The following is a 20,884-nucleotide window of genomic DNA, read 5'->3' as shown; positions in this document are numbered from 1 at the left end:
TCAGCCTGCCGGAATGTGCCGATACACTTCCTCCAGCAGGCGCAGTGCCAAAGCTGCCTTTGTCCCCCATTCGTCCGTAAAAGGCGTTCCCGTAGCGGCTTCCAACTGCCTTAACAATGCCACAACTTCCGCGGCTCCCAACAATTTGAAGAGGGGAATCATTTTATGGGAAACAGCGGCCATCCCGTCCATATCGCAAGCTGCAACAGCCTCTTCCAAGCGATGGATATTGAGACGCATCTCCGATCGAAAACTCTCCAGAATAGATTGTGCAGCTTCAAAATCATCGCCTGCAAAGGAAGTCAACGCAGCGAAGTCATAGGTCGAACCTGCCACCACAGAAGCAGCCTTCACAATGGGCACCGCAGTCCCGGTAATGGCATTTGCCGTACCGGCAGACATCGGAACAGCCGCTGCTTCCGCATCTCCGGCATTCGTTTCGCAAAGAAGTTCCTGCACCGTAAAAGGCTTGTGCAGACACCCGGCAAAGCCGTGCGAAGTAAATTCTTCACGCTTCATGTCACTACGGGCAGTTACGGCAATAATCGGAATGGACTGTGCTTGCGGTATATTTGAGGCACGTAGCAGCTTCAGCAAGTCGAAACCATTAATGGCAGGCATCTGTACATCTGTGAGCAGCGCATCAAAAGTCTCCGTGCGCAAAGCATCCAACAATTCGTCCAATTGCAGGCAGGAAACAGAATTTATGCCGCTCTGCCGGAGCATGGCGGCAGTAAGAGTAAGCTGAATACGGTCGTCATCAATAAGGAGAACATTCTTCAGTGAAGGATGAGAAATAGGGCATGAAGAATTGCCATTCTGCATGCCGGCACAGTCCGGTTCTTTATCCTTAATGTCATGTCCTTCACTTCTTACGGGATAGATAGGAATATATATGGTAAAAGTGCTTCCCTTACCCGGTACACTATCCACTTCAATCGCACCTTCGAGCAACTGTACCAACATACGGACGATGGAAAGTCCGAGTCCGCATCCTTCTTTTCCCTGAGCGCCCGGCAAGCGGGTGAACTCCTGAAAGATACGTTCACGGTCGGCAGGCTCCATTCCCTTACCAGTATCAGCGATGGCAACTACCAGTTGACGGGCTTCGTAACGGGCCGTCATGGTAATACTGCCCCGGTCCGTAAACTTCACGGCATTGGACAGCAGATTATTAATAATCTGGCGCAGACGCAAGGAATCGCAGATATAAGTACCTCCTAGTTCGGGGGCTATGTCACAATGAAGCATCAGCTCTTTGGCAGCCGTAAGTGGCTCAAAACTGACGTGTATCTCTTCGAGCAGGCGGGAAGGATGAAAGGTGACCCGGTTGACTTCGGCCTTGTTCAAGTCAAGGCGATGGAAATCGAGCAAATCAATGACCAGCTTCAGCAGATGCTCCGATGAGGTTTTCATATTGTCCAGGTAAAACCGCTGCCGCTCATCCACCGTCAGCCGGGAAAGCAGATCGGCATAGCCCATGATAGATCCGAGCGGTGCTTTGAAGTCATGGGTAATGGCAAGCATCAGTTTTTCACGGACAGCAAGCAGGTCTTCGGCGTGACGGCGGGCCTCTTCAAGTTCACGGCGGTAACGGTTGCTGCGGGTTATGTCGCGACCAATGATAATAAGAAAAAAAGCGGAAAGCACCACCGCCCCTGCGGCAATGCCACCGATAATCTTTGCCGAACGGTAGCGAACCGCTTGTTGATATTCGTCCTCCTCCCGGGCACGCAGCAATGTTTCCGTCTCATAATCTTTCAGCAAGCTGTCTATGCGGGCTGTCAGTGTATGGTCCAAACGCTGCAGATAGCGTTTACGTCGCTGTATAACAGTGTTTACAGCTTTCTTCTGCCGGGCCACAGCCCGCAGTTTCTCATGCAAAGAGTCGGCCGGATTATAAGGTTCTATCACCGTATCCGTTGCAAATTCGAGGGAGGTTTTTACTTGGATAGCCGTATCTTCCTTGGAGGGGACAAACACTTCACCCAAACGACGGAAAAACCCCTTCTTCTTAGGACGCGTCACAACCGTATCCCGATGTGTAATGATACGATGCTGCACACGCTGCTGGGCCACTACCGAATCCTGCCGGGCAATTATCTGTTCAATGTCGCTGGTAGATACCACACTGTCACTCGCCTCACTCAGCGTACGCAGCATTCTTATCGTGTTGGCATCTTTCTCTCGTATCAAGGCAAGCACACTATCCGCCCATTGTACATTGTGGTCATCGGTAAGAATAAGGTTCTCCATTTCCCGCCGCACGAATAACAAGGAAAAAAACAATACAGCCAGCAACAAAGTGTAGCCTACGGCAATCTTTACTTTGGAGACACTATTCATACTTATCAGGCCCTGTTCCTTGTCTGTTTACGGAATCTCAACCACAGCATCAGCCCCGCACTGGTAAGTCCGAACGGAAAAGCCATCCAGACTCCCGTCAGTCCCCAGCCGAAGATGAAGCCACAAAGGTACCCTACAGGCAAAGATATCATAAAATAGGATATAAATGCAATAATAATCATTGGCTTCACGTCCGAGATACCGCGCAAAGCATTGGCAAAGTTAATCTGCAACCCATCACCGAACTGGTAAATCAAGAACGGGAAGAAAAGAGAAGCAACCATGGCAGAAACCTCCGCATTGTCCGTAAACCATCCGCCTACTTGTCCGCGAAGTGCAAAGACGATACTCAGCAACACCACCTCCATACAAAGGACAATGTGGAAACCTGCATATGCCGAGCGACGCACATTCTGTCCGTCTTCCCGCCCCTTGAAGTTGCTGACACGCACAGCAACCGCAGCACCCATGCCGTAATACATCATAAAGGTGAACTGAGAGATAGTAAGCATTATCTGATGCGATGCCAAAGCAAGTGTTCCCAACCAGCCTACCATGATGACACTCAGACTGAAGGAAGCCGTCTCCATCCCCATCTGCATGCCGACGGGCCAGCCCAGCGCATTGAGTTTCTTGAACATCGGGGTCGACCATCCCAACCGCATGAAACCGATTCTATAACGAATAAACCGATGGCTGCGGAACATAATCAGCGCAAAGACCACCACCATTACAATGCGGGAAAACAAGGTACTGATACCCGCACCCAGCAATCCCAGTTCCGGGAAACCCAGTTTGCCATTAATTAGAATATAGTTTCCTACGATGTTAAGCGCATTTCCTCCAAGCAGAATCCACATGGCCGTCTTGGTATCAGTGATGCCGTCGGTAAACTGTTTGAAACCGTTGAACAACATGACAAAAACCAATGAAGCAAGCAACACCAGATAATAAGGCTTAATCAGAGGCAGTAATTCTTCAGGTTGCCCCAACCGTTCTACATTGAAATACAGAACAGTCATGACGAAAGTCAGCAGTAAAGCCACCAGCACATTGGCCACCAGACTGCACCGCAACGCCTGTCCGGCCTCGGCAAAACGGTGGTTACCGTAAAATCCTCCTACAATCGGTGTCAGCCCGTAACTGAAACCCGTACTGAAAATAATGCATAGAGTAAACAGATTGTTTACAAAAGAAGCGGCCCCCAGCTCCTCCGTGCTGTGATGCCCAATCATCAGCGTATCGGCAAAACCAAGTACAATGACTCCCAACTGGCCCACCACAATGGGCAGTCCCAAGAGAAGCAGTGCTTTATAGTGTTGCTTATACGTATCAAATAAATTTCTCATACTAAAGGTTTTCTTTTTGATAATAGAGCACAACCCCGTTTTCGTCACGGAACGTCTGCTGTGCCACCCTATGAAGCTGTTCTGCCGTCACGGCACGGTAATTGTCTACTTCACGGTCTATGTCTTCCGCCTCTCCGGTCAGCTCAAACCAGGCAAGGTTCGTAGCAACATTCAAATAATTGATGTTGCCGAATATCTGTGTAGATTCAAACTTATTCTTTACTTTCTCCAATTCCTGCTCTCCAACAAGCCCAGATTTCAACTCTTCCAGTTCTTGCCGAACAGCAGCCTCGGCTTGCTCCAGAGATACGCCTGCAGAGGGTTTTCCACTGATATGCAGCAGTCCGGCATCCCGTGTACCGGAGATATAGGCATCGAGACTGGAAAAGAGCTTTTGCTCCTGCACCAGCCTGCGGGTCAATCGGCTGGAACTTCCATTGCTCAGAACATCCGATAAAATATCGAATGCATAATAATCGGCATCCTTACGGCTACACATGTGATAAGCCATGAACAATGCATCCAAAGGAACATTCCGTTCCACCGTTTGTCGGCGTTCCACCGTCTGTGCGACTTCTTGCGGCAATTGCCTTACGGGCACGTTTCTACGGGGAATGGGAGCGAACCACTTTTCAGTCAGCCTCACCGTTTCTTCCCACGAGATATTTCCGGTAACGGCCAAAACCGCATTATTAGGTGCATAAAAACGGAAAAAGAATTCTTTTACCTCATCCAGCGTGGCATTGGCAATATGAGAAAGGTCCTTTCCGATAGTAGGCCAGCGATAAGGATGCGTCTGATAGGCCAAAGGACGAAGCAGATGCCCCACATCGCCATACGGTTGGTTGAGGCAACGTTGTTTGAATTCCTCCATCACTACCGCACGCTGCACTTCAAGACTCTGCTCACTGAATGCCAGTTCCAGCATACGGTCGGACTCCAGCCAAAAACCGATTTCCACATTCGATTTCGGAACCGTCAGGTAGTAATTGGTAATATCATTATTGGTCCATGCATTATTCTCCCCACCTGCCAGTTGCAAAGGAGCATCATAATCAGGAATATGCACCGAACCTCCGAACATCAGATGCTCGAACAGATGGGCAAAGCCCGTATGCCCGGGATGTTCGTCACGAGCACCCACGTCATAAACAATATTCAAGGCAACCATCTGCGTGCTGGTGTCCTCTTTGTGCACCAACCGCAGACCGTTGTCAAATATCTTTTTGTTTATCTTCATAAAATGGAATGACAGATTACATCATCAATCTATCACAGTCACTTTTTTAATAACCACATCCTCTTCGGGACGGTCGTTACGGTCGGTCTTGACCTTCTGTATTTTATCAACGATATCCATACCTTCCAGCACTTCACCGAATACGGTATATGCACCGTCCAAATGCGGAGTACCGCCCACAGTAGTATAGGCCTTTACTTGCTCGGGAGTAAATTTGAACTCCGGTTCCTTGGCAACCTGAGCCTCGGCCTGCGCAATCAATAAATCCTGCAAGTTCATCAAGCCATCCTGATCGTTATTCTTGCGCATCTTGTAGATTTCTTTCATGTGCTTCTGTGCCAATGCATTGAAAGCATTGTTCAGACGCATCTGGTTCATCTGCTGTTCCATACCCAGCAAAGTAGAATCACCATACACCTTTCCGGTCACAATGTAGAACTGACAACCGGACGATGCCTTCTCAGGATTCACCTCATCACCCTGACGTGCAGCCGACAAAGCACCTTTTTTGTGAAAATACTTCGGATAGACGAATTCGGCAGGAACGGTATAACCCACATCACCCGTACCAAGCATCTTGCCTTTCGGGGCCTTCTTCGATTCCGGGTCACCTGCCTGTATCATAAAGTCCTTGATGACACGGTGGAACAGCGTACCTTCATACGTGCCGTCTTCCACCAGCTTGATAAAGTTATCACGATGTTTCGGGGTTTCGTTATACAGTTTCACGATGATATCACCCGCACTTGTCTCAATCTTCAACTTCGTTTCTTTTTCCATATCTACTTCTTTCTTTTGTCCCGGCTTGCAGGCAGTCAGACCGCAAACCAGTATAGTTAATAATACAATAAGATTTCTTTTCATTTTGTTTTTTATTTAATTTAAGTTTGCAAATATACTAAAATCAGACAAAAGCACTTACCTTTGCCTGCATAAAAGAGATAAAAGGCAAAAGCGATGACATCCATATTAATCGTAGAAGATGATATTACTTACGGCATGATGCTAAAAACATGGCTCGGCAAAAAAGGTTTCCAAGTAACCTCCGCCAGCAGCATTGCCCGTGCTCAAAAACATATTGAGTCGGGAACCGTAGACTTGATATTATCCGACCTGCGTCTGCCCGACAAGGATGGCATTGACTTACTGAAATGGCTGGGCGAACGCAATTTGCAAATACCGCTCATCATCATGACGGGATACGCTGATATACAATCGGCTGTCCAATCCATGAAACTGGGAGCCTGCGATTATATAGCCAAACCGATAAATCCGGATGAATTATTGAAGAAAATAGAGGAAGCGCAGAAAATGCGTGCCGGCCATAGTTCTTCAAAAGGCACTCCCGCTAAAGGGATAGGAAGCACTCCCCTCCCCCCTTCCGATTACCTAGAAGGAGAGAGCGATACCGCCAAGCAACTCTATAATTATGTGAAACTGGTTTCACCTACCAACATGTCCGTACTCATCAATGGCGCCAGCGGAACGGGCAAAGAATACGTGGCCCACCGCATCCATCAACTCAGCAAGCGTGCCGACCGGCCGTTTGTAGCCATCGATTGCGGTTCTATCCCCAAAGAATTGGCCGCCTCGGAGTTCTTCGGTCACATAAAGGGCGCCTTTACCGGCGCATTGACCGACAAGACGGGCGCTTTCGTTGAAGCCAACGGTGGTACCATCTTTCTGGATGAAATAGGAAACCTGAGCTATGAAGTGCAAATACAGTTGCTGCGTGCTTTGCAAGAGCGCAAGATACGTCCCGTAGGCTCGAACAAAGAGATAAGCGTGGACGTGCGTCTGGTATCCGCCACCAACGAAAATCTGGAGCAAGCCATCGGAAAAGGGATGTTCCGTGAAGATTTATACCACCGTATCAATGAATTCACGCTGCGTATGCCGCAACTCAAAGACCGCCGTGAAGATATCCTGCTCTTTGCCAATTTCTTTCTGGACCAGGCCAACCGCGAAATGGACAAGCAACTGACCGGCTTCGACGATAAAGCATCACGCGCCTTATTGGAATATCCCTGGCCGGGCAACCTGCGCCAGATGAAGAACATGGTGCGCCGTGCCACACTGCTGGCGCAAGGCAAATTCATTACAATCAATGAACTAAGCGAACTGAAAGGACCAGCACCGGCCATCATCGGTATTCCTCTCCGCAACGAGGAGGCAGAGAAGCATCAGATTATCGAGGCGCTGCGGCAGACGGGAAACAACAAGAGCCGTGCGGCACAACTGTTGGGAATCGACCGCAAAACACTGTACAACAAACTGAAACTTTATCACTTGTCGGACTGAGAAGTGTGGAATAATTCCACATCTCCCTCCACATATTCCACATTTTTCCACACTGTGTCATACTGTGCCTCGAATTCATATACAGTTATATTTCAACAACTTAACCGAACCGCACTTCTTTTGGCACATCATTTGACCTATATTAAGCGTAAGCACCAAGCGCTACACCAAGCAGGCACTTAGACTTAACAACAATATATTATCAACCTAAAGCAAATGAATTATGAAAAAATTAGTATTAGTAGCAGCCCTGTTTATGTTTGTTTGTGGCGGATCGTTCTTGGCTCAAGCCAAGGCTCCGGTAGAACAGCCGAGTAAGACAACAACCTTGTCTAACGACACTGTGATAACGGATACTTTGCAGAAAGCCGAGAACGTCCCAGACACAGCAAAAGTGGCCGAATAACAGTAAGCACACTACAACAAAAAAGCCGTTTCCTCCTTGTCTATTCTGGGAAACGGCTTTTTCATTTCATCACAGTAAGATACTTATTATCAGACAGAAATCACTTTATATTCACTTTACCCATCATAAAGCGGCACTTTATTACCAGTAAAGTATTGCTTTATCACTAATAAAGCGGCACTTTATCGGTGATAAAGTGCCGCTTTACGATAGGTAAAGTAGAGATAAAGTATTACCAGTTCCTTTCCGGATAAAGGTCATTCCACCATGCCGGACTATCCTGCAACCAGCGGGCAAACCAAGCCATGATTGAATTGTGCCACAATTCACGCTTTGCATAATCAGACACAAAATGATTCTCACCGTCCACGGTAATGAATTCCACCGGCTTGCCCAATATCTTCAGCGCATTATACAACTGGATACTTTCACCGATAGGCACATTCGTATCTACCGTGCCATGCAGCAACAACAGAGGAGTCTTAATCTTGTCCGCATTGAACAGCGCTCCATGTTTCGTAAACAAATCGGGATTATTCCAAGGATAGCTCTCGGCAGCCGCCACCGAGTTATAGGAGTATCCCCAGAAACCTTCGCCCCAATAGCTCGTCACATTACTGATACCTGCATGTGAGGCTGCGGCAGCAAACATATCCGTCTTAGTCTGCAGATACATCGTCATGAATCCTCCATAAGAGGCGCCCAAGCATCCGATACGTTTATCGTTGACAAACGGATGGGCTGCACAGAACTTCTTCGTGCCTTCAATAATTTCATCGGCCGTACGCTCACCCCAAGCATTGACGTGGCGTGCAGAGAACTCCTGGCCATACCCGATGGCACCACTGGGCTGGATAACATAAACCACATAGTCGCGTGATGCAAACAACTGTGCAGAGTACGGAGAAGTAATGCCGCGGGTCGTAGGAGTCGTTCCTCCATAATAGTACACGATAAGCGGATACTTCTTGTTCGGGTCGAAAGACGGCGGCAAGCAAATCATTCCCTTTATCTCCGTACCGTCCGAAGCTGTAAAGTTCCACTCTTCCATCTGTCCCAGCTCAATCTTATCGAGGATGGGCTTCATGGGATTGGCAAGCAGGGTGGAAACTTTTTTCTTCGTGTCGTACGTGTAAGCTACGCCCGTGCTAGCGTTTCCTCCGCCCACATAGGCAGCCACAACCGGATTGTCATCGGCCAGCGTGAAGGAAGTAATCACATCCTCTTCAAGCGGCAGCATCTCAAAGCCACCCGTCTTCGGAACATAACGATAGATATGACTGCAATCTCCATCGGTCGTATCGAAATAGATACATCCGTCCACACGGTTCCACTGCACGAGAGACACCGTAGGATTGAAATCGCGCGTGATGGCTTGCACTTTCTTTGTAGCCAGATCCATAATGAAGGCTTGGGTATCAAAGTCATTGGCAATAGGATGTTCACCACAGTTCTTGCCGATGCCTCCGAAAGCGGACGGACTGCCGGTCACCAGAAGCTGTTTGCCGTCCGGAGAATAGGAAGCTCCTCCCAGATAGGCATCCCAAGCCACCAGTGTATCTGCCTGCAAGGTGGCCAGATCAATCTCGAAAAGAGAAGAGAGAGAGAAAGGACATCGAGTGATGTCTGGCTTGGAAGTGCTGCACAACAGTTTCTTGCCATCCGGAGAAATATCATTCAGATAGACGTTGCGGTTACCATAGGTCAGACGCTCGGAAAGTCCCGTCGCCACATCGTATTTCATGAGATAATAACGGTTGCGAGAATTGGGGATACGGTCGTCCGGATGCAAGAGACGTTTCAACGGGCCACTCACCTTTTCGCCCTCGTCCGTGAGCATATAGATAAGGTATTCTTCCGTAGGAGACCAGCTAAAATATCCTTCCGGGACATTCTTCAGCAGCACTTCTTCACGCATCGTAGCAGGGTCGAACACAACCAGGTCGTTCTGCTTCTCACCCATAACCGTATAGTAAAGCTTGTTGCTGTTGGGCATCCACTTCATCCCTTCATTGGCATTGGGCAGTATCACCCGGCCGGTCTTCACCTCGGTCAGTTCACAACGGGTTCTGAAACGTTTCACGTCGTAACTGTCCGAATAGCGGGTCAGCAGGTACTTGCCGTTGGGCGAAAGAGAAACCCAGCTCACTCGGGAACCGAAATTGGTGTTGAACAAAGAAAAGCGTCTCTTCATGTCCGGTGCTATCTGACAGGCTACATCGGTAAAGTCTTCTTCCTTTTCAAATTCGCATTTCAGCATCGGCTGCATCTTGTCGTCCGCGCTTGAAAGCAACTTGATAACAATCTCATAATCTGCTTCGGGATTCATGCGCAGACTCACGGCCGTAGGACGAACCTGCGACAAGCTGTCCTCTGCCGTCTCCTTGACCTGTTTGGATTCACCGTTTACAAACACCTCAAAACGGGCAGGGGAATATACATTCAGCTTGCCCTTCATGAAACGCTCGGCACGCAGATTGGTGGCAAACAGATAGAACAGATTGTCCTTATCCGCCTTTGCCACAGCGACATATCCGGCCGTATCAGCCGCCATACGTTCGTACTGACATCCGTCGAAGCCGAGGTTGACCTTCGTCTTCAAAAGATTACCGACAGTAAACTTATCTCCTTTGAAGTTGATACTATCGCCTTGGAGGGGGGTGCGCACCGTAACGGCAGGACGCACATTATACTCAGCAATCCTTTCCTGAGCTTGGGCAGCCAATCCCGCAAGGAGCAGCAAGCCCGACAAAACTATGATTTTCTTCATTACAGTAAGATTAAATCGTTTCAAAACCATTCCATAAATTTCCGGGAGGAACAGGCGCCTCCACTTCTATCAGTTCTTTGGACACCGGATGCACAAAACGGATAGACCGCGCATGCAGACAGATGCTGCCGTCGGGGTTGGAGCGGGGCGAACCATACTTCAAGTCGCCCTTGATAGGAGAACCCATCTTTGCCAACTGACAGCGTATCTGATGATGACGTCCGGTTTTCAGGTCTACTTCCAACAGATAATAGTTCTGCGACCGCCCGATAATCCGATAGCGCAAAATCGCTTTCTTGCTGCCCGGCACCTCCTTGTCGTAGGCATAACTCTTGTTCTGTTTCTCGTTGCGTACCAAATAATTCACCAGCTCCCCTTCTTCTTCGCGAGGCAGGTTCTTCACCACTGCCCAATAAGTCTTCTTCACCTCGCTGTTCTTGAACATCTCATTCAGACGCGATAGTGCCTTACCGGTCTTGGCAAAAACAACAAGACCGCTCACGGGGCGGTCCAGTCGGTGGGTGACACCGATAAAGACATTTCCGGGCTTGCTGTACTTCTCTTTCAGGTACTGCTTTACAGTTTCCGAAAGCGGTGTATCACCCGTTTTGTCTCCCTGAACTATCTCGGAAGCGGTCTTGTTGACTATAATGATATGATTGTCTTCGTATACGACAGTCATCGTTATTTCAAAAATTAATAATGACAGAATTAAAGAATGAAAGTAGATTGTACCTTTCAATTCTTAATCCCTCAATTTGCTTGTCATTCTACATATTCATACCACCATCTACCTGAATTACCTGACCGGACACGTACGAAGACATGTCAGAAGCCAGGAAGGTAGCAATGTTTGCCACGTCTTCGGGTGTACCGCCACGACGCAAAGGAATCTTCTTGCACCATTCAGCCTTCACTTCTTCGGACAAGGCATCGGTCATGGCTGTCATGATGAAGCCCGGAGCAATGGCATTGGCACGGATACCGCGAGAACCCAGTTCCTGTGCGATAGACTTGGCCAAAGCAATCATACCGGCTTTGGAAGCAGAATAGTTGGCCTGGCCGGCATTGCCGTGAACACCTACCACAGATGCCATATTGATAATGCTACCTGCCTTCTGCCGCATCATGATAGGGGTGCAGGCATGGATAAAGTTGAATGCCGATTTGAGGTTGACATTGATAACCATATCCCATTGCTGTTCGCTCATGCGCATCATCAGGCCGTCGCGTGTGATACCGGCATTGTTTACCAGAATATCGATGCGACCAAAGTCCTTATGGATTTCTGCCACTACATTGGCTGTGTCTTCAAAGTTTGCCGCGTTGGAGGCATATGCCTTTGCCTTTACTCCCAAAGCTTCCAGTTCCTTTGCTGTAGCCTCAGCATTTTCATCAATCACCAAGTCAGTGAATGCAATATTTGCTCCTTCTTGAGCGAACTTCAAAGCGATAGCCTTGCCGATGCCACGTGCTGCACCCGTCACAATGGCTGTTTTTCCATCTAATAATCCCATATTATTTTTAAATTATTTATAAAATGTATTCTTACTTCTTCCCCAACGCGCCAAGCACCAGACGGGTAACGTAAGCATCCCGCACCTCATCCTCCAGATTGGCTCCTATATGGCCACGAATATAAGGTGTTTCAATGCCTTTGACACTGTAATGCACAATCTCAGCAGTCATATCCAAATCGTCTATCTGGAAAACACCTTTCTCCATGCCTTCACGCAAGACCTCCTTGAAAAGTTGGGTTTCCTTGGCGTCAAAACGTTTGCGCACTTTCTCCACTCTCCAAATATCCCGAAAGAAATTGGCACGAAGGGTACCGTTCCGAAAAACAACCTCCTTCACTGCATCCAGATGGGTATAAATCATTTCCATCAGTTTCTCGTCCGGCTGAACATCCTTCTCCACCACACGCTTCATCATATCCGAGAGAATATCCAGCTCCGACTCAACAACAGCCAAGTAAATATCTTCCTTGCTCTTGAAATAGGTATAGAGTGTTCTCCTACCTTTCTTTGAAGCGAGGGCAATATCATTCATCGTGGTATTTTCAACACCCATCTTTGCAAACAGCTGACGGGCAACGTCCACTAATTTAGCTTTTGTTTTAGATACGGTCATAAATTAATTGCACATTGCTTTATTATTTGAGCAAAAGTAAGACATTTCCGCATATCTTACAAGAAAACATTCATTTTATTAACAAATAGCTCTAAAAAGAAAGAAAAAAGCAGGCTTACTATCATTCTATTTATCAGCACATTATCCAGGAAAGCCTACTTAATCTCAAAATTATCATGCATTTTATTTGCATATTAAATAAAAAGCCGTACCTTTGCACTCACAAAACGATAACATCGCGGAGTGGAGCAGTTGGTAGCTCGTTGGGCTCATAACCCAAAGGTCATTCGTTCGAGTCGGATCTCCGCAACTATAATGAGGATAAATAGCTGATGTAAGCTTTTTATCCTCTTTTTTTAAAAGGTCGGACAAGACAGGGGCAGTTTGCAGATTTTTTATGGAAATACGTATAAAACAGATACCCTCATAGCCTAACGACCATGAGGGTATCTACCGATTAAAAGCAAACCAGATTCTCCGATATACTTTACTTCATCTTTATACTTCTGTCTCGTACTTTTCTCAATATCTTTTCCAGTTCGAACACTTTCTCAGGATATTGTGTTGCCACATTCTTTTTTTCGCCTACTTGCTTCATATCATATAATTGAGGAGTACCCAAATATCCAGTTTCAATTTTCGGCCCCCAAGGTATCATTTCCGGTCCGTCACCTCCTTCAATGAATTTCCAGTCTTTGGTACGTACAGACAAAGTGTGGTTAGCGGCTTGCTCAATAACCCATGGACGATCTGTCTTGTCTTGGCCCAACAAGTTACCCAGGCGGTTGTAACTGTCGGGAGCACTTCCTTTCGGAATACGAGCATTCACTAAAGAAGCCAATGATGCCAACCAGTCTATTTGTGAAATAAGAACATCGCTAACCCCAGGCTTGCCGACGGCCTGGGGCCAATGCACAATTACAGGAACGCGAGTACCTCCTTCGAATGCACTATATTTCCCCCCTCGCAAACCACCGGTAGGTTCGTGACCGTTCAGTAATTCTTCCGCTTTGTCATCGTATCCGTCATCTACCACCGGACCATTGTCACTGGAAAGGATAATCAATGTATTCCCGGTCAGCCCCATTTCGTCAAGGGTTTCCAACAACCGACCTACACTCCAGTCAAACTGTGCGATAGCATCACCACGCAACCCCATCTTGTTTTTACCACGAAAACGCTCATGTGGAAAACGGGGAACATGCACATCATTCGTAGCGAAATACATAAAGAAAGGCTCGTCCTTATGTTGCTTGATAAACTCAATGGCATGTGTAGTAATGGAATCAGCTATATTTTCATCTTTCCACAATGCTTTCCCCCCCCCTTTCATATAACCGATCCGGCTGATACCGTTTACAATGGACATATCATGTCCGTGGCTTGGTTTGAGATTGTACAACAGTTCGGGGTTGTCTTTACCGGTAGGCTCACCGGGGAAATTTTTTACATAGCTCACTTCTATCGGAGCGGAAGGATCGTAATTGGCAACTTGGCCATTTTCAATAAATACACAAGGAACCCGGTCGGCCGTGGCAGCCATAATATAAGAGTAATCGAATCCTAAATCGCCCAAAGAGGCGGAAAGAGGAGCATTCCAATCTTGTTGCCCAGTTTTGTCACCTAACCCCAAATGCCATTTACCAAATGCTCCTGTGGCATAACCGGAACTTTTAAACATATCTGCTATGGTGTACTGTTCGGGACGTATAATCATTCCCGCATTTCCTACCGCAACGTCTGTTCCCGGTTTACGCCATGCGTATTCTCCTGTCAGCATGGAATATCTGGACGGGGTACTGGTGGCAGCGGTGGCATGTGCGTTGGTAAACCGGATACCTTTGGATGCCAAGCGATTAACATTAGGGGTTTGCACATTTTTTGCCCCATAACATTCCAAGTCACCATATCCCAAATCATCAGCATAAATAAGAATCACATTCGGTTTGTCCGTATTCTGCTTTCCATTTTCCGCATAAGCTGTCAGGTATGAAGCTACAGCTAGAGAAAGCATTCCATAGTGTTTTTTTTTCATATAAAATACCATTATTTTGTAAGTAATGCGAATCAGTATTTGAAATCACTTACTGATTCAGTTTATAAATTGTTATTATTCAATCCCTCATATACTCATCTCTTAATCTCCTTGTTAATCAACAAATTATAAGAATAAAAAACACTCATTATTCTAATTATGATTCCCAAGTAGAAAGAGTTAAAACTTATGAATATATATATGTATATCTGCGATGTTTACGAGTCTTCACTGAAGTTCTACACCAATCAGGAGCTACTTACTGTACAGCGCTATTTTAGCATCAACGAGATACATACATTTACCAAAGCATATTTGCTTTCCTGGTTTCCTAACCTTCCCAACTATCGGTTAAACCTGATGAGTGAGGCGATTAACGAACTGGTGAAGCTGCTGCTTACTTTCTTTAAACCAATAGATTGCGATTCTATGACATCACTTATTGACTCCATGCCCATCACTACTTGTGCAGGAAAGACAAAACAGAGGAAATGGCTACTGAAAATGATTATCTTATCATCCGCACAGGAGAATAATCTGACAGTTCTTAAAAGAGAAGCAGATGATGGTCTGATAAACAGAGATATATTTGCCGATAAGTATACTCAGACTTCGCATTTTTAGGAAATAAACAGCAAAAAAAGTGTAAACATACTGACTCCCACTAAAGTTATAAAAGGAGAGAATCCGATTATTACGCAAAGACAGAAAGCAGACAGAGACCTATTTTCTATTGCCGTTTCAAAGGTCAGACAACCCATAGAATCGTTTTTCAACCGGCTAAATGAGAAAACAAATACTCAAAGAACGATGAAAATCTGATTTACATTCGGACTTTTGGTACATACGATGGAGAAAATTGCCATCGCATTTATTTATTAAAACAATGAATCAGAGTTCAACTACTGATTCGCATAAGTAACAGATATTACAAACTTACGCAAAATCCTTTAGATTTTATGCCAGTCGCATAAAAAAACAACACCACCTCCTTCTCCTTAGCCTTATTTGTACTCTTGGTACACATTTTTTCTTATCTTTAGGTCTCCAGTAATTAAGCTATAAATTGGCTTCTTATGAATGTGGTCTTGATGTTCACAAAGATAGTATTTATATATATATCTTGTATAAAAACGGCTCAAAAATTGATTCTGTTTTTGGTAGTTGGATAAACTACGTGATTTGCTTGTTTCCCATCATGTTTGTGAAGTGTCCCTTGAGAGTATGAGTATCTATTGGATTGTTGTTTGGAATAACTCATGGTTTTGTAACCGATACCAATCGTGATATCCTGCGCCAATATCATGAGGAACGCTTGCAGATGAAGCGGCATAAACTTAAACTTTATTGATGAAAAGGACCGTGTCTTTGTGGGAGACTTCAAAAACAGGAAGTCTCCCGGGATAATGTGGGCCTAATAAATCATATCTATCCCCAAGCAGAAAGAGAGAGGTGAGCTTCTTTGTTTTTTTAGAGGAAAGATAGGGATATACTCCAAAAGGCTCAGAGTAAATCTACAAAATTACGGAAGGATTCCCTTCAAAAGAATCGGTTTCCGTCAAAACATCCTGATAAAGAACAATCCCAGCCCGATGGCAACCCCAGTCGAAATAAGTCCGGGCAGCATGAACGAATGATTCAGTACATACTTGCCGATGCGGGTTGTTCCGGTACGGTCGAAATTGATAGCCGCTATCACAGTGGGGTAATTGGGAATAAAGAAATAACCGTTTACCGCGGGAAACAGGGCAATCAGTACCAGAGGCGAAATGCCCAAAGCGATGCCTAAAGGCATAAGCGCACGCACAGTAGCAGCCTGGCTATAAAGCAGAATCGACATGACAAACAAGGCTATACCGAACAGCCACGGCATCTGCCTCACCACTCCTTCGATGGACTGGGTCAGCTGGAGCACGTTTCCCTGAAGAAAAGTATCTCCCATCCAGGCAATGCCGAATATGGCAATCACCGCCTGCATGCCTGCAGGGAATACGGAACCTTGTGTTGCCTTCATACCGTCGGTACGGGTCAGCAGCAAGATGAGGGCGGCAGCAGAAAGCATCACGATTTCGATGATGGCAGACATGCCGAGCTTCACCGTTTCTCCGTCTATCACGAAGGCAGGTCGTAAACTGTCGAACGAACCGAAGAACACGATAAAAACAGTGGCAAGGAAGAAGATGAGGACGGACAGAACAGCATGCCGCTTGTTATGTATATCCCTTATCTCCACCTTCGCAGCGGTCAGACAACCTTCGGATAACCGCTTCCTATATTCCGGATCGTCCGCAAGGTCCTTGCCCACCTTCATAGAAAACAAGGCACCCACAAGCACCCCGATAATGGTAGCCGGAACTGTTATTTTCAGAATATCGAACAAGGTAACGTCAAATCCAGTCAGCAACCCGAGCAAGGCAACGGTGGCAGCCGAAATGGGACTTGCCGTTATGGCCTGCTGCGAAGCAATCACCGCAATGCCCAGCGGCCTTTCCGGGCGTATCTTTGTTTCGGTAGCCACCTCGGCTATCACAGGTAGTAGCGAATAGGCCACATGTCCCGTACCTGCAACCAAGGTGAAGAGATAGGTGACGATGGGACTTAGGATGGTGACCTGCGAGGGATTCTTCCGCAACAACCGCTCAGCCAGCCTCACCATATAGTCCAGTCCTCCGGCGGCCTGCATGCAGGATGCGGCAGAAATAACAGCGGCTATCATCAGCATGACGTCAATGGGAGGCGATGTGGGCTGCAAGCCAAAACCGAACGTCAGGACAGCCAAGCCTATCCCTCCCATTACCCCTAGTCCGATGCCGCCCAGACGGGCACCGATAATGATAGCCACCAATACAAATAACAATTGCAAGACCATACCCTACTTCTTTTGATTTCCTGCAAAGATAATGCAAACTGAATACAGAACTTTCATGCCTGCATGAAAAAGTTCTGTATTCGATGCAGCCTGTTTTCGTTTTCCGGTCAAAGATAATGTATTCGTACTACGGTTGTTCACCTATTTCCAATTTCGCAGCCTGTTTCAAATTCAAATGCAGAGAAGCTTCCTCCCCGACAGGTGTCCAAAGCACCTGCCGACATTCACCGACTTGCAGTGAATTCCAATGTTCGCGACTACCCGACAAATGTTCGGTGTCGATGTGGAATGAGTCGGCAACCACTTGCCAGGCATGCACTTCATCCAAATCTATATGCAAATCGCGCACCTCGCCACTGACGAACTTCAATTCAACCGCCCGAGCCGACAGCGAGTTCATCCGGCAGTTTCTCACCGAAGCAACGCCCCGCGTATGGAAAGCAAGCGAGTCGCGACGGAAATCACAGAAAGCGGCGGCAGCATCAACATCCACCAAGACCGTCTGCACAGTGGAAGGTATTTTCAGTTCCATTTGTTCCGATTTGATTTTCACAAAAGCGAAAGAATGCAAATCCGCCTTGCGGGAGAAATCAAAGGAAACAAGCAATGTGTCGCCCACCAAACTCATCGAGAGAAATTCATCCATATCACCGGCATAAGAAAAGCTACCTTGCCCGGAATCTGCCGGAGATACCGACAAGGGAACCTGACAGAGTGAATAAGAAATCCTGTCCGGCTCTCTCACTGTCCGCTTATGCTCTTCCCGTACAATGGAAGAGTGAAGTAGTTTCACTACCCTGCATTCGGGCAGTTCTACTGTTTTCCTTTCTCCACCGATTTCAACGGCATCGGCCGATTCCCTCCCGACCATGTGACATGACGCATAAAAAATGGCACCGCATATCACCGCCAATCCGGCAACCAGCATTCCTATTATCACATACGTTGTTCGTTTCATGACGTTTTCTCTTTTTCTTTATTTTTGTTTCTTAATAAACTTCCGGTACATATCAGCCAATTCTTCGGCTGATATGCCCAACATGGAAAGCTGCCTGAAAAAATAATCAGACTCTTCTTTCATAAAATACTCCTTGCGCAACGAGAATATCAACTCGCGGGCATCAGCCGACACAAAATAGCCAATGCCGCGCTTGTTATAAATCACCCCCTGCGTCTGTAAGTAATCGTAGGAACGCATCACGGTATTGGCATTTACCTCTACCACGGCTGCATATTCGCGCACCGAGGGGATACGTTCCTCCTTCCGGTATTGCCCCAGAAGCACTTCATCGCAAATGCGCTCCGCTATTTGCAAGTAAATGGCTTTACTCTCTTTAAAATTCATACGACTACCAGCGATTAATGATTTCGGATTCTTTGAAACGGAAATAGGCAACTGTCCAGTTGAACAAAGCCATGAAGGAAGAAACCAAGGTTGTCAGAAGCAGCAACTCATTTTCGGTCGGTTCGCCCATATTCCACATATATTGGTTTCCCAGCAGCAACTTGTGCATCATGACAGTCACCAAAATATAGACTATGACGATGCCCACTCCTGCCACAAATGTTTTGACAAAGGCATTCTTAGACCAGATAGCGCTGCCAAGCACAAAGCAGGATTGAAAAAAGAAATACATGCTGAGCGCAAGCATAAACTGCTCGTAGGTGGGAAAAGCCGTCCAATACCCCGCACAATCGCCCACCAGACGGGAAAGTAACGGTACCTGTGCCACAGTCTCGGCTTCGGGATAGGCAGCCATGTATACCAGCATGCGTGTCCAGTCGGCCAGCCTATAGGCTACCAGATAGGCCAGCAAGAAACCAAAGGTAAACACCAGCCATCGGGCAAAAAACTTCTCGAACATGGTGGCAGGCGTCATCAGCACGCCCAACCGACCGTTCTTCGTCTTCATGCCTTCCATCATGAACGATGCACTGAGGCATCCCATAACGCCCATGCCTATCATGAAAATGACGGTTCCGAAAGTCCAGATATCCTGCTCTATCCTATCCTGCATCTGGAGTACATCCTGCCACCTGCCATATTCATAATAGGCATTCCAGACCAGAACAACGGTAAGCCCACCATACATCAGCAGCATGCGGAGCAGCAGGGACTTCCAATTCTCGATTATCTCCTTGCGACATACGTTGGCGAAACGGTGCAAACTAAAAAAAGTATCGTGTATCTTCATCTCGGTTCATTCATTTGGGGGTGGAACATTTCTGCTATCTTTTCGGGAACCGAAAGCGTGGCTCCAAACAGCAGTTCAAGGTTGATTTCCGTTTCAGCCTCTTCCGTATTGGGCAGCATCAGGTAATTGCCTTGCACGGAAGGGAGTGCATAGAGCGCACGCTTGGCCAATTCCCGGTCGTCGCTCTCCATAAACAACAGTTTGTTGCAAATGCCGGAGATGGATTCGTCAAGCAGCACATGGCTGTTGTCCATTATCAACACATGGTCTAACACTTTGTCTATATCGCGTATCTGGTGCGTGGAGATGACAATCGTCTTCTCCTCGGAAATGCCCGATGCCAGAAACTTGCGGAACTGGCTCTTGCCCGGAATGTCAAGTCCGTTGGTAGGCTCGTCCATCAGCAGCAGAGATGTATTGGTGGCCAAGGCAAAACTCATGAAGACTTTCTTCTTCTGTCCCATGGATAATGCGCCCAAATGAGCATCCATATCCATCTCGAAAAGATGAAGATACCGCACCATGTCTTCTTTGCTGAAACGGGGATAGAACCGGCTGTTCAGTTCGATGTAACTGACCAAGGACACCGATGGAAGATCGAACTCCTCGGGCACCAAAAACATGTCCTGCAACGTGGCAGGCAACCGGCGGCGCACATCGGTACCACGATACATCACTCTCCCCCGTTTGGGAGTCAACAAACCGCTCATCAGATAGAGCAACGTGGATTTGCCCACTCCATTCTTCCCCAACAGCCCATACACTTTGCCCGTTTTCAGCGAAAGCGAGAAATCACTCAGGACTTCTTTTCTCCTTCTGTGATAACCAAACGAAACATTTTTTGCTTGTAGCATAACTTGAATGATTTAATGATTTTCAGCAATTATGTGTACTAGCACAGTAGTACACTACAAATGTAGCGCTTCTTTTCAATATAACAAGTGCTTTCACAGAAATATTCCTCCAAGAATACAAAAAGAAGGCAAAAAGAAAGAAATGGAAAAAGAGAACAAGCAGACTAAAATCGCCAGCAGTACATTAGTAAATGGACTGACTTCCAAAGAATACGTGCGGAAATCATATTCGAACATTATCCCGAACTGAAATCGGTCTACGACTTGGCTATAGAGTTGACCAATATATATAATAGGCACAATGACAAGGATGTGTGATGTGTGATGTGGAAAAAGCAAAAGCCCCCTCGTCATTTCTGACTCGGGGGCTTCCTCTAAAACGGCGA

General features: G+C 46.8%; 18 protein-coding genes and 1 tRNA gene. 4 read left to right on the top strand and 15 right to left on the bottom strand.

The features are described from left to right. The 4 genes from E5355_RS06975 to E5355_RS06960 are packed head-to-tail and all read right to left on the bottom strand — an operon-like array spanning window position 1 to window position 5,799. Window positions 1–2,346 carry a hybrid sensor histidine kinase/response regulator gene (locus E5355_RS06975; protein WP_136009735.1) on the bottom strand — a complete coding sequence of 782 codons (2,346 nt, stop codon included), beginning with the start codon at window positions 2,344–2,346 and terminating at the stop codon, window positions 1–3. Window positions 2,347–2,351: 5 nt separating this feature from the next. Next, the gene (locus E5355_RS06970) at window positions 2,352–3,695 is read right to left on the bottom strand and encodes an MATE family efflux transporter (RefSeq protein ID WP_136009734.1); all 1,344 of its coding nucleotides are present in this window, start codon (window positions 3,693–3,695) and stop codon (window positions 2,352–2,354) included. Between the two features lies 1 nt (window position 3,696). Next, window positions 3,697–4,935, bottom strand: coding sequence for a M16 family metallopeptidase (locus E5355_RS06965; RefSeq protein WP_136009733.1), 1,239 nt, complete (start codon window positions 4,933–4,935; stop codon window positions 3,697–3,699). 24 nt (window positions 4,936–4,959) lie between these two features. Further along, the gene (locus E5355_RS06960) at window positions 4,960–5,799 is read right to left on the bottom strand and encodes a peptidylprolyl isomerase (protein ID WP_136009732.1); all 840 of its coding nucleotides are present in this window, start codon (window positions 5,797–5,799) and stop codon (window positions 4,960–4,962) included. A gap of 93 nt (window positions 5,800–5,892) precedes the next feature. On the opposite strand from E5355_RS06960, the gene E5355_RS06955 reads away from it, so the two are divergent. Together E5355_RS06955 and E5355_RS06950 are read left to right on the top strand one after the other, a co-directional pair. Continuing rightward, window positions 5,893–7,236: a sigma-54-dependent transcriptional regulator gene (locus tag E5355_RS06955; RefSeq protein ID WP_136009731.1), complete on the top strand. Its 1,344-nt coding sequence runs from the start codon at window positions 5,893–5,895 to the stop codon at window positions 7,234–7,236. 223 nt (window positions 7,237–7,459) lie between these two features. Further along, on the top strand, window positions 7,460–7,642 hold the full coding sequence (locus tag E5355_RS06950; RefSeq protein ID WP_136009730.1) for a hypothetical protein: 183 nt from the start codon (window positions 7,460–7,462) through the stop codon (window positions 7,640–7,642). Window positions 7,643–7,874: 232 nt separating this feature from the next. Here E5355_RS06950 and E5355_RS06945 read toward each other — a convergent pair whose 3' ends face one another. The 4 genes from E5355_RS06945 to E5355_RS06930 all read right to left on the bottom strand — a co-directional run bounded on the left by E5355_RS06945 (window position 7,875) and on the right by E5355_RS06930 (window position 12,545). Then, window positions 7,875–10,412, bottom strand: coding sequence for an alpha/beta hydrolase family protein (locus tag E5355_RS06945; protein ID WP_136009729.1), 2,538 nt, complete (start codon window positions 10,410–10,412; stop codon window positions 7,875–7,877). Window positions 10,413–10,422: 10 nt separating this feature from the next. Then, complete coding sequence (locus E5355_RS06940) at window positions 10,423–11,094, bottom strand: RluA family pseudouridine synthase (RefSeq protein WP_136009728.1); 672 nt, start codon at window positions 11,092–11,094, stop codon at window positions 10,423–10,425. 88 nt (window positions 11,095–11,182) lie between these two features. Beyond that, window positions 11,183–11,929 carry a 3-oxoacyl-[acyl-carrier-protein] reductase gene (gene fabG / locus E5355_RS06935; RefSeq protein WP_005828602.1) on the bottom strand — a complete coding sequence of 249 codons (747 nt, stop codon included), beginning with the start codon at window positions 11,927–11,929 and terminating at the stop codon, window positions 11,183–11,185. Window positions 11,930–11,960: 31 nt separating this feature from the next. Next, complete coding sequence (locus E5355_RS06930) at window positions 11,961–12,545, bottom strand: TetR/AcrR family transcriptional regulator (protein ID WP_136009727.1); 585 nt, start codon at window positions 12,543–12,545, stop codon at window positions 11,961–11,963. Window positions 12,546–12,782: 237 nt separating this feature from the next. Between E5355_RS06930 and E5355_RS06925 the strand changes: the two genes are divergently transcribed. Beyond that, window positions 12,783–12,855: transfer RNA gene (locus E5355_RS06925), tRNA-Met, on the top strand. 177 nt (window positions 12,856–13,032) lie between these two features. On the opposite strand, the gene E5355_RS06920 is transcribed toward E5355_RS06925, so the two are convergent. Next, window positions 13,033–14,580 (bottom strand): sulfatase family protein, encoded by a 1,548-nt coding sequence (locus tag E5355_RS06920; protein ID WP_136009726.1) that lies wholly within the window; start codon window positions 14,578–14,580, stop codon window positions 13,033–13,035. A gap of 189 nt (window positions 14,581–14,769) precedes the next feature. Here E5355_RS06920 and E5355_RS06915 point away from each other — a divergent pair, with 189 nt between their 5' ends. Further along, the gene (locus E5355_RS06915) at window positions 14,770–15,204 is read left to right on the top strand and encodes a hypothetical protein (RefSeq protein WP_246866898.1); all 435 of its coding nucleotides are present in this window, start codon (window positions 14,770–14,772) and stop codon (window positions 15,202–15,204) included. Window positions 15,205–16,138: 934 nt separating this feature from the next. Here E5355_RS06915 and E5355_RS06910 read toward each other — a convergent pair. The 6 genes from E5355_RS06910 to E5355_RS19645 form a co-directional block, all read right to left on the bottom strand. Next, complete coding sequence (locus tag E5355_RS06910; protein WP_136009725.1) at window positions 16,139–17,449, bottom strand: anaerobic C4-dicarboxylate transporter family protein; 1,311 nt, start codon at window positions 17,447–17,449, stop codon at window positions 16,139–16,141. A gap of 127 nt (window positions 17,450–17,576) precedes the next feature. Then, the gene (locus tag E5355_RS06905; RefSeq protein WP_136009724.1) at window positions 17,577–18,407 is read right to left on the bottom strand and encodes a hypothetical protein; all 831 of its coding nucleotides are present in this window, start codon (window positions 18,405–18,407) and stop codon (window positions 17,577–17,579) included. 18 nt (window positions 18,408–18,425) lie between these two features. Further along, window positions 18,426–18,794: a GntR family transcriptional regulator gene (locus E5355_RS06900; protein ID WP_136009723.1), complete on the bottom strand. Its 369-nt coding sequence runs from the start codon at window positions 18,792–18,794 to the stop codon at window positions 18,426–18,428. A 4-nt stretch (window positions 18,795–18,798) separates the two neighbouring features. Further along, window positions 18,799–19,644, bottom strand: coding sequence for a hypothetical protein (locus E5355_RS06895; RefSeq protein ID WP_136009722.1), 846 nt, complete (start codon window positions 19,642–19,644; stop codon window positions 18,799–18,801). Further along, complete coding sequence (locus tag E5355_RS06890; protein WP_136009721.1) at window positions 19,641–20,498, bottom strand: ATP-binding cassette domain-containing protein; 858 nt, start codon at window positions 20,496–20,498, stop codon at window positions 19,641–19,643. Before E5355_RS06890 ends, E5355_RS06895 begins: the two co-directional genes overlap by 4 nt. 93 nt (window positions 20,499–20,591) lie before the next feature. Further along, window positions 20,592–20,884 (bottom strand): hypothetical protein (locus tag E5355_RS19645; RefSeq protein ID WP_210434521.1); only part of this gene is annotated, 293 nt, incomplete at its 5' end.

It is taken from the genome of Bacteroides muris (ex Afrizal et al. 2022) (assembly GCF_004793475.1).
In the GTDB taxonomy this organism is placed as follows: Bacteria; Bacteroidota; Bacteroidia; order Bacteroidales; family Bacteroidaceae; genus Bacteroides; species Bacteroides muris.
The sequence above is the reverse complement of the archived record's forward strand: the minus strand, read 5'-3'. Positions and strand labels throughout refer to the sequence as shown.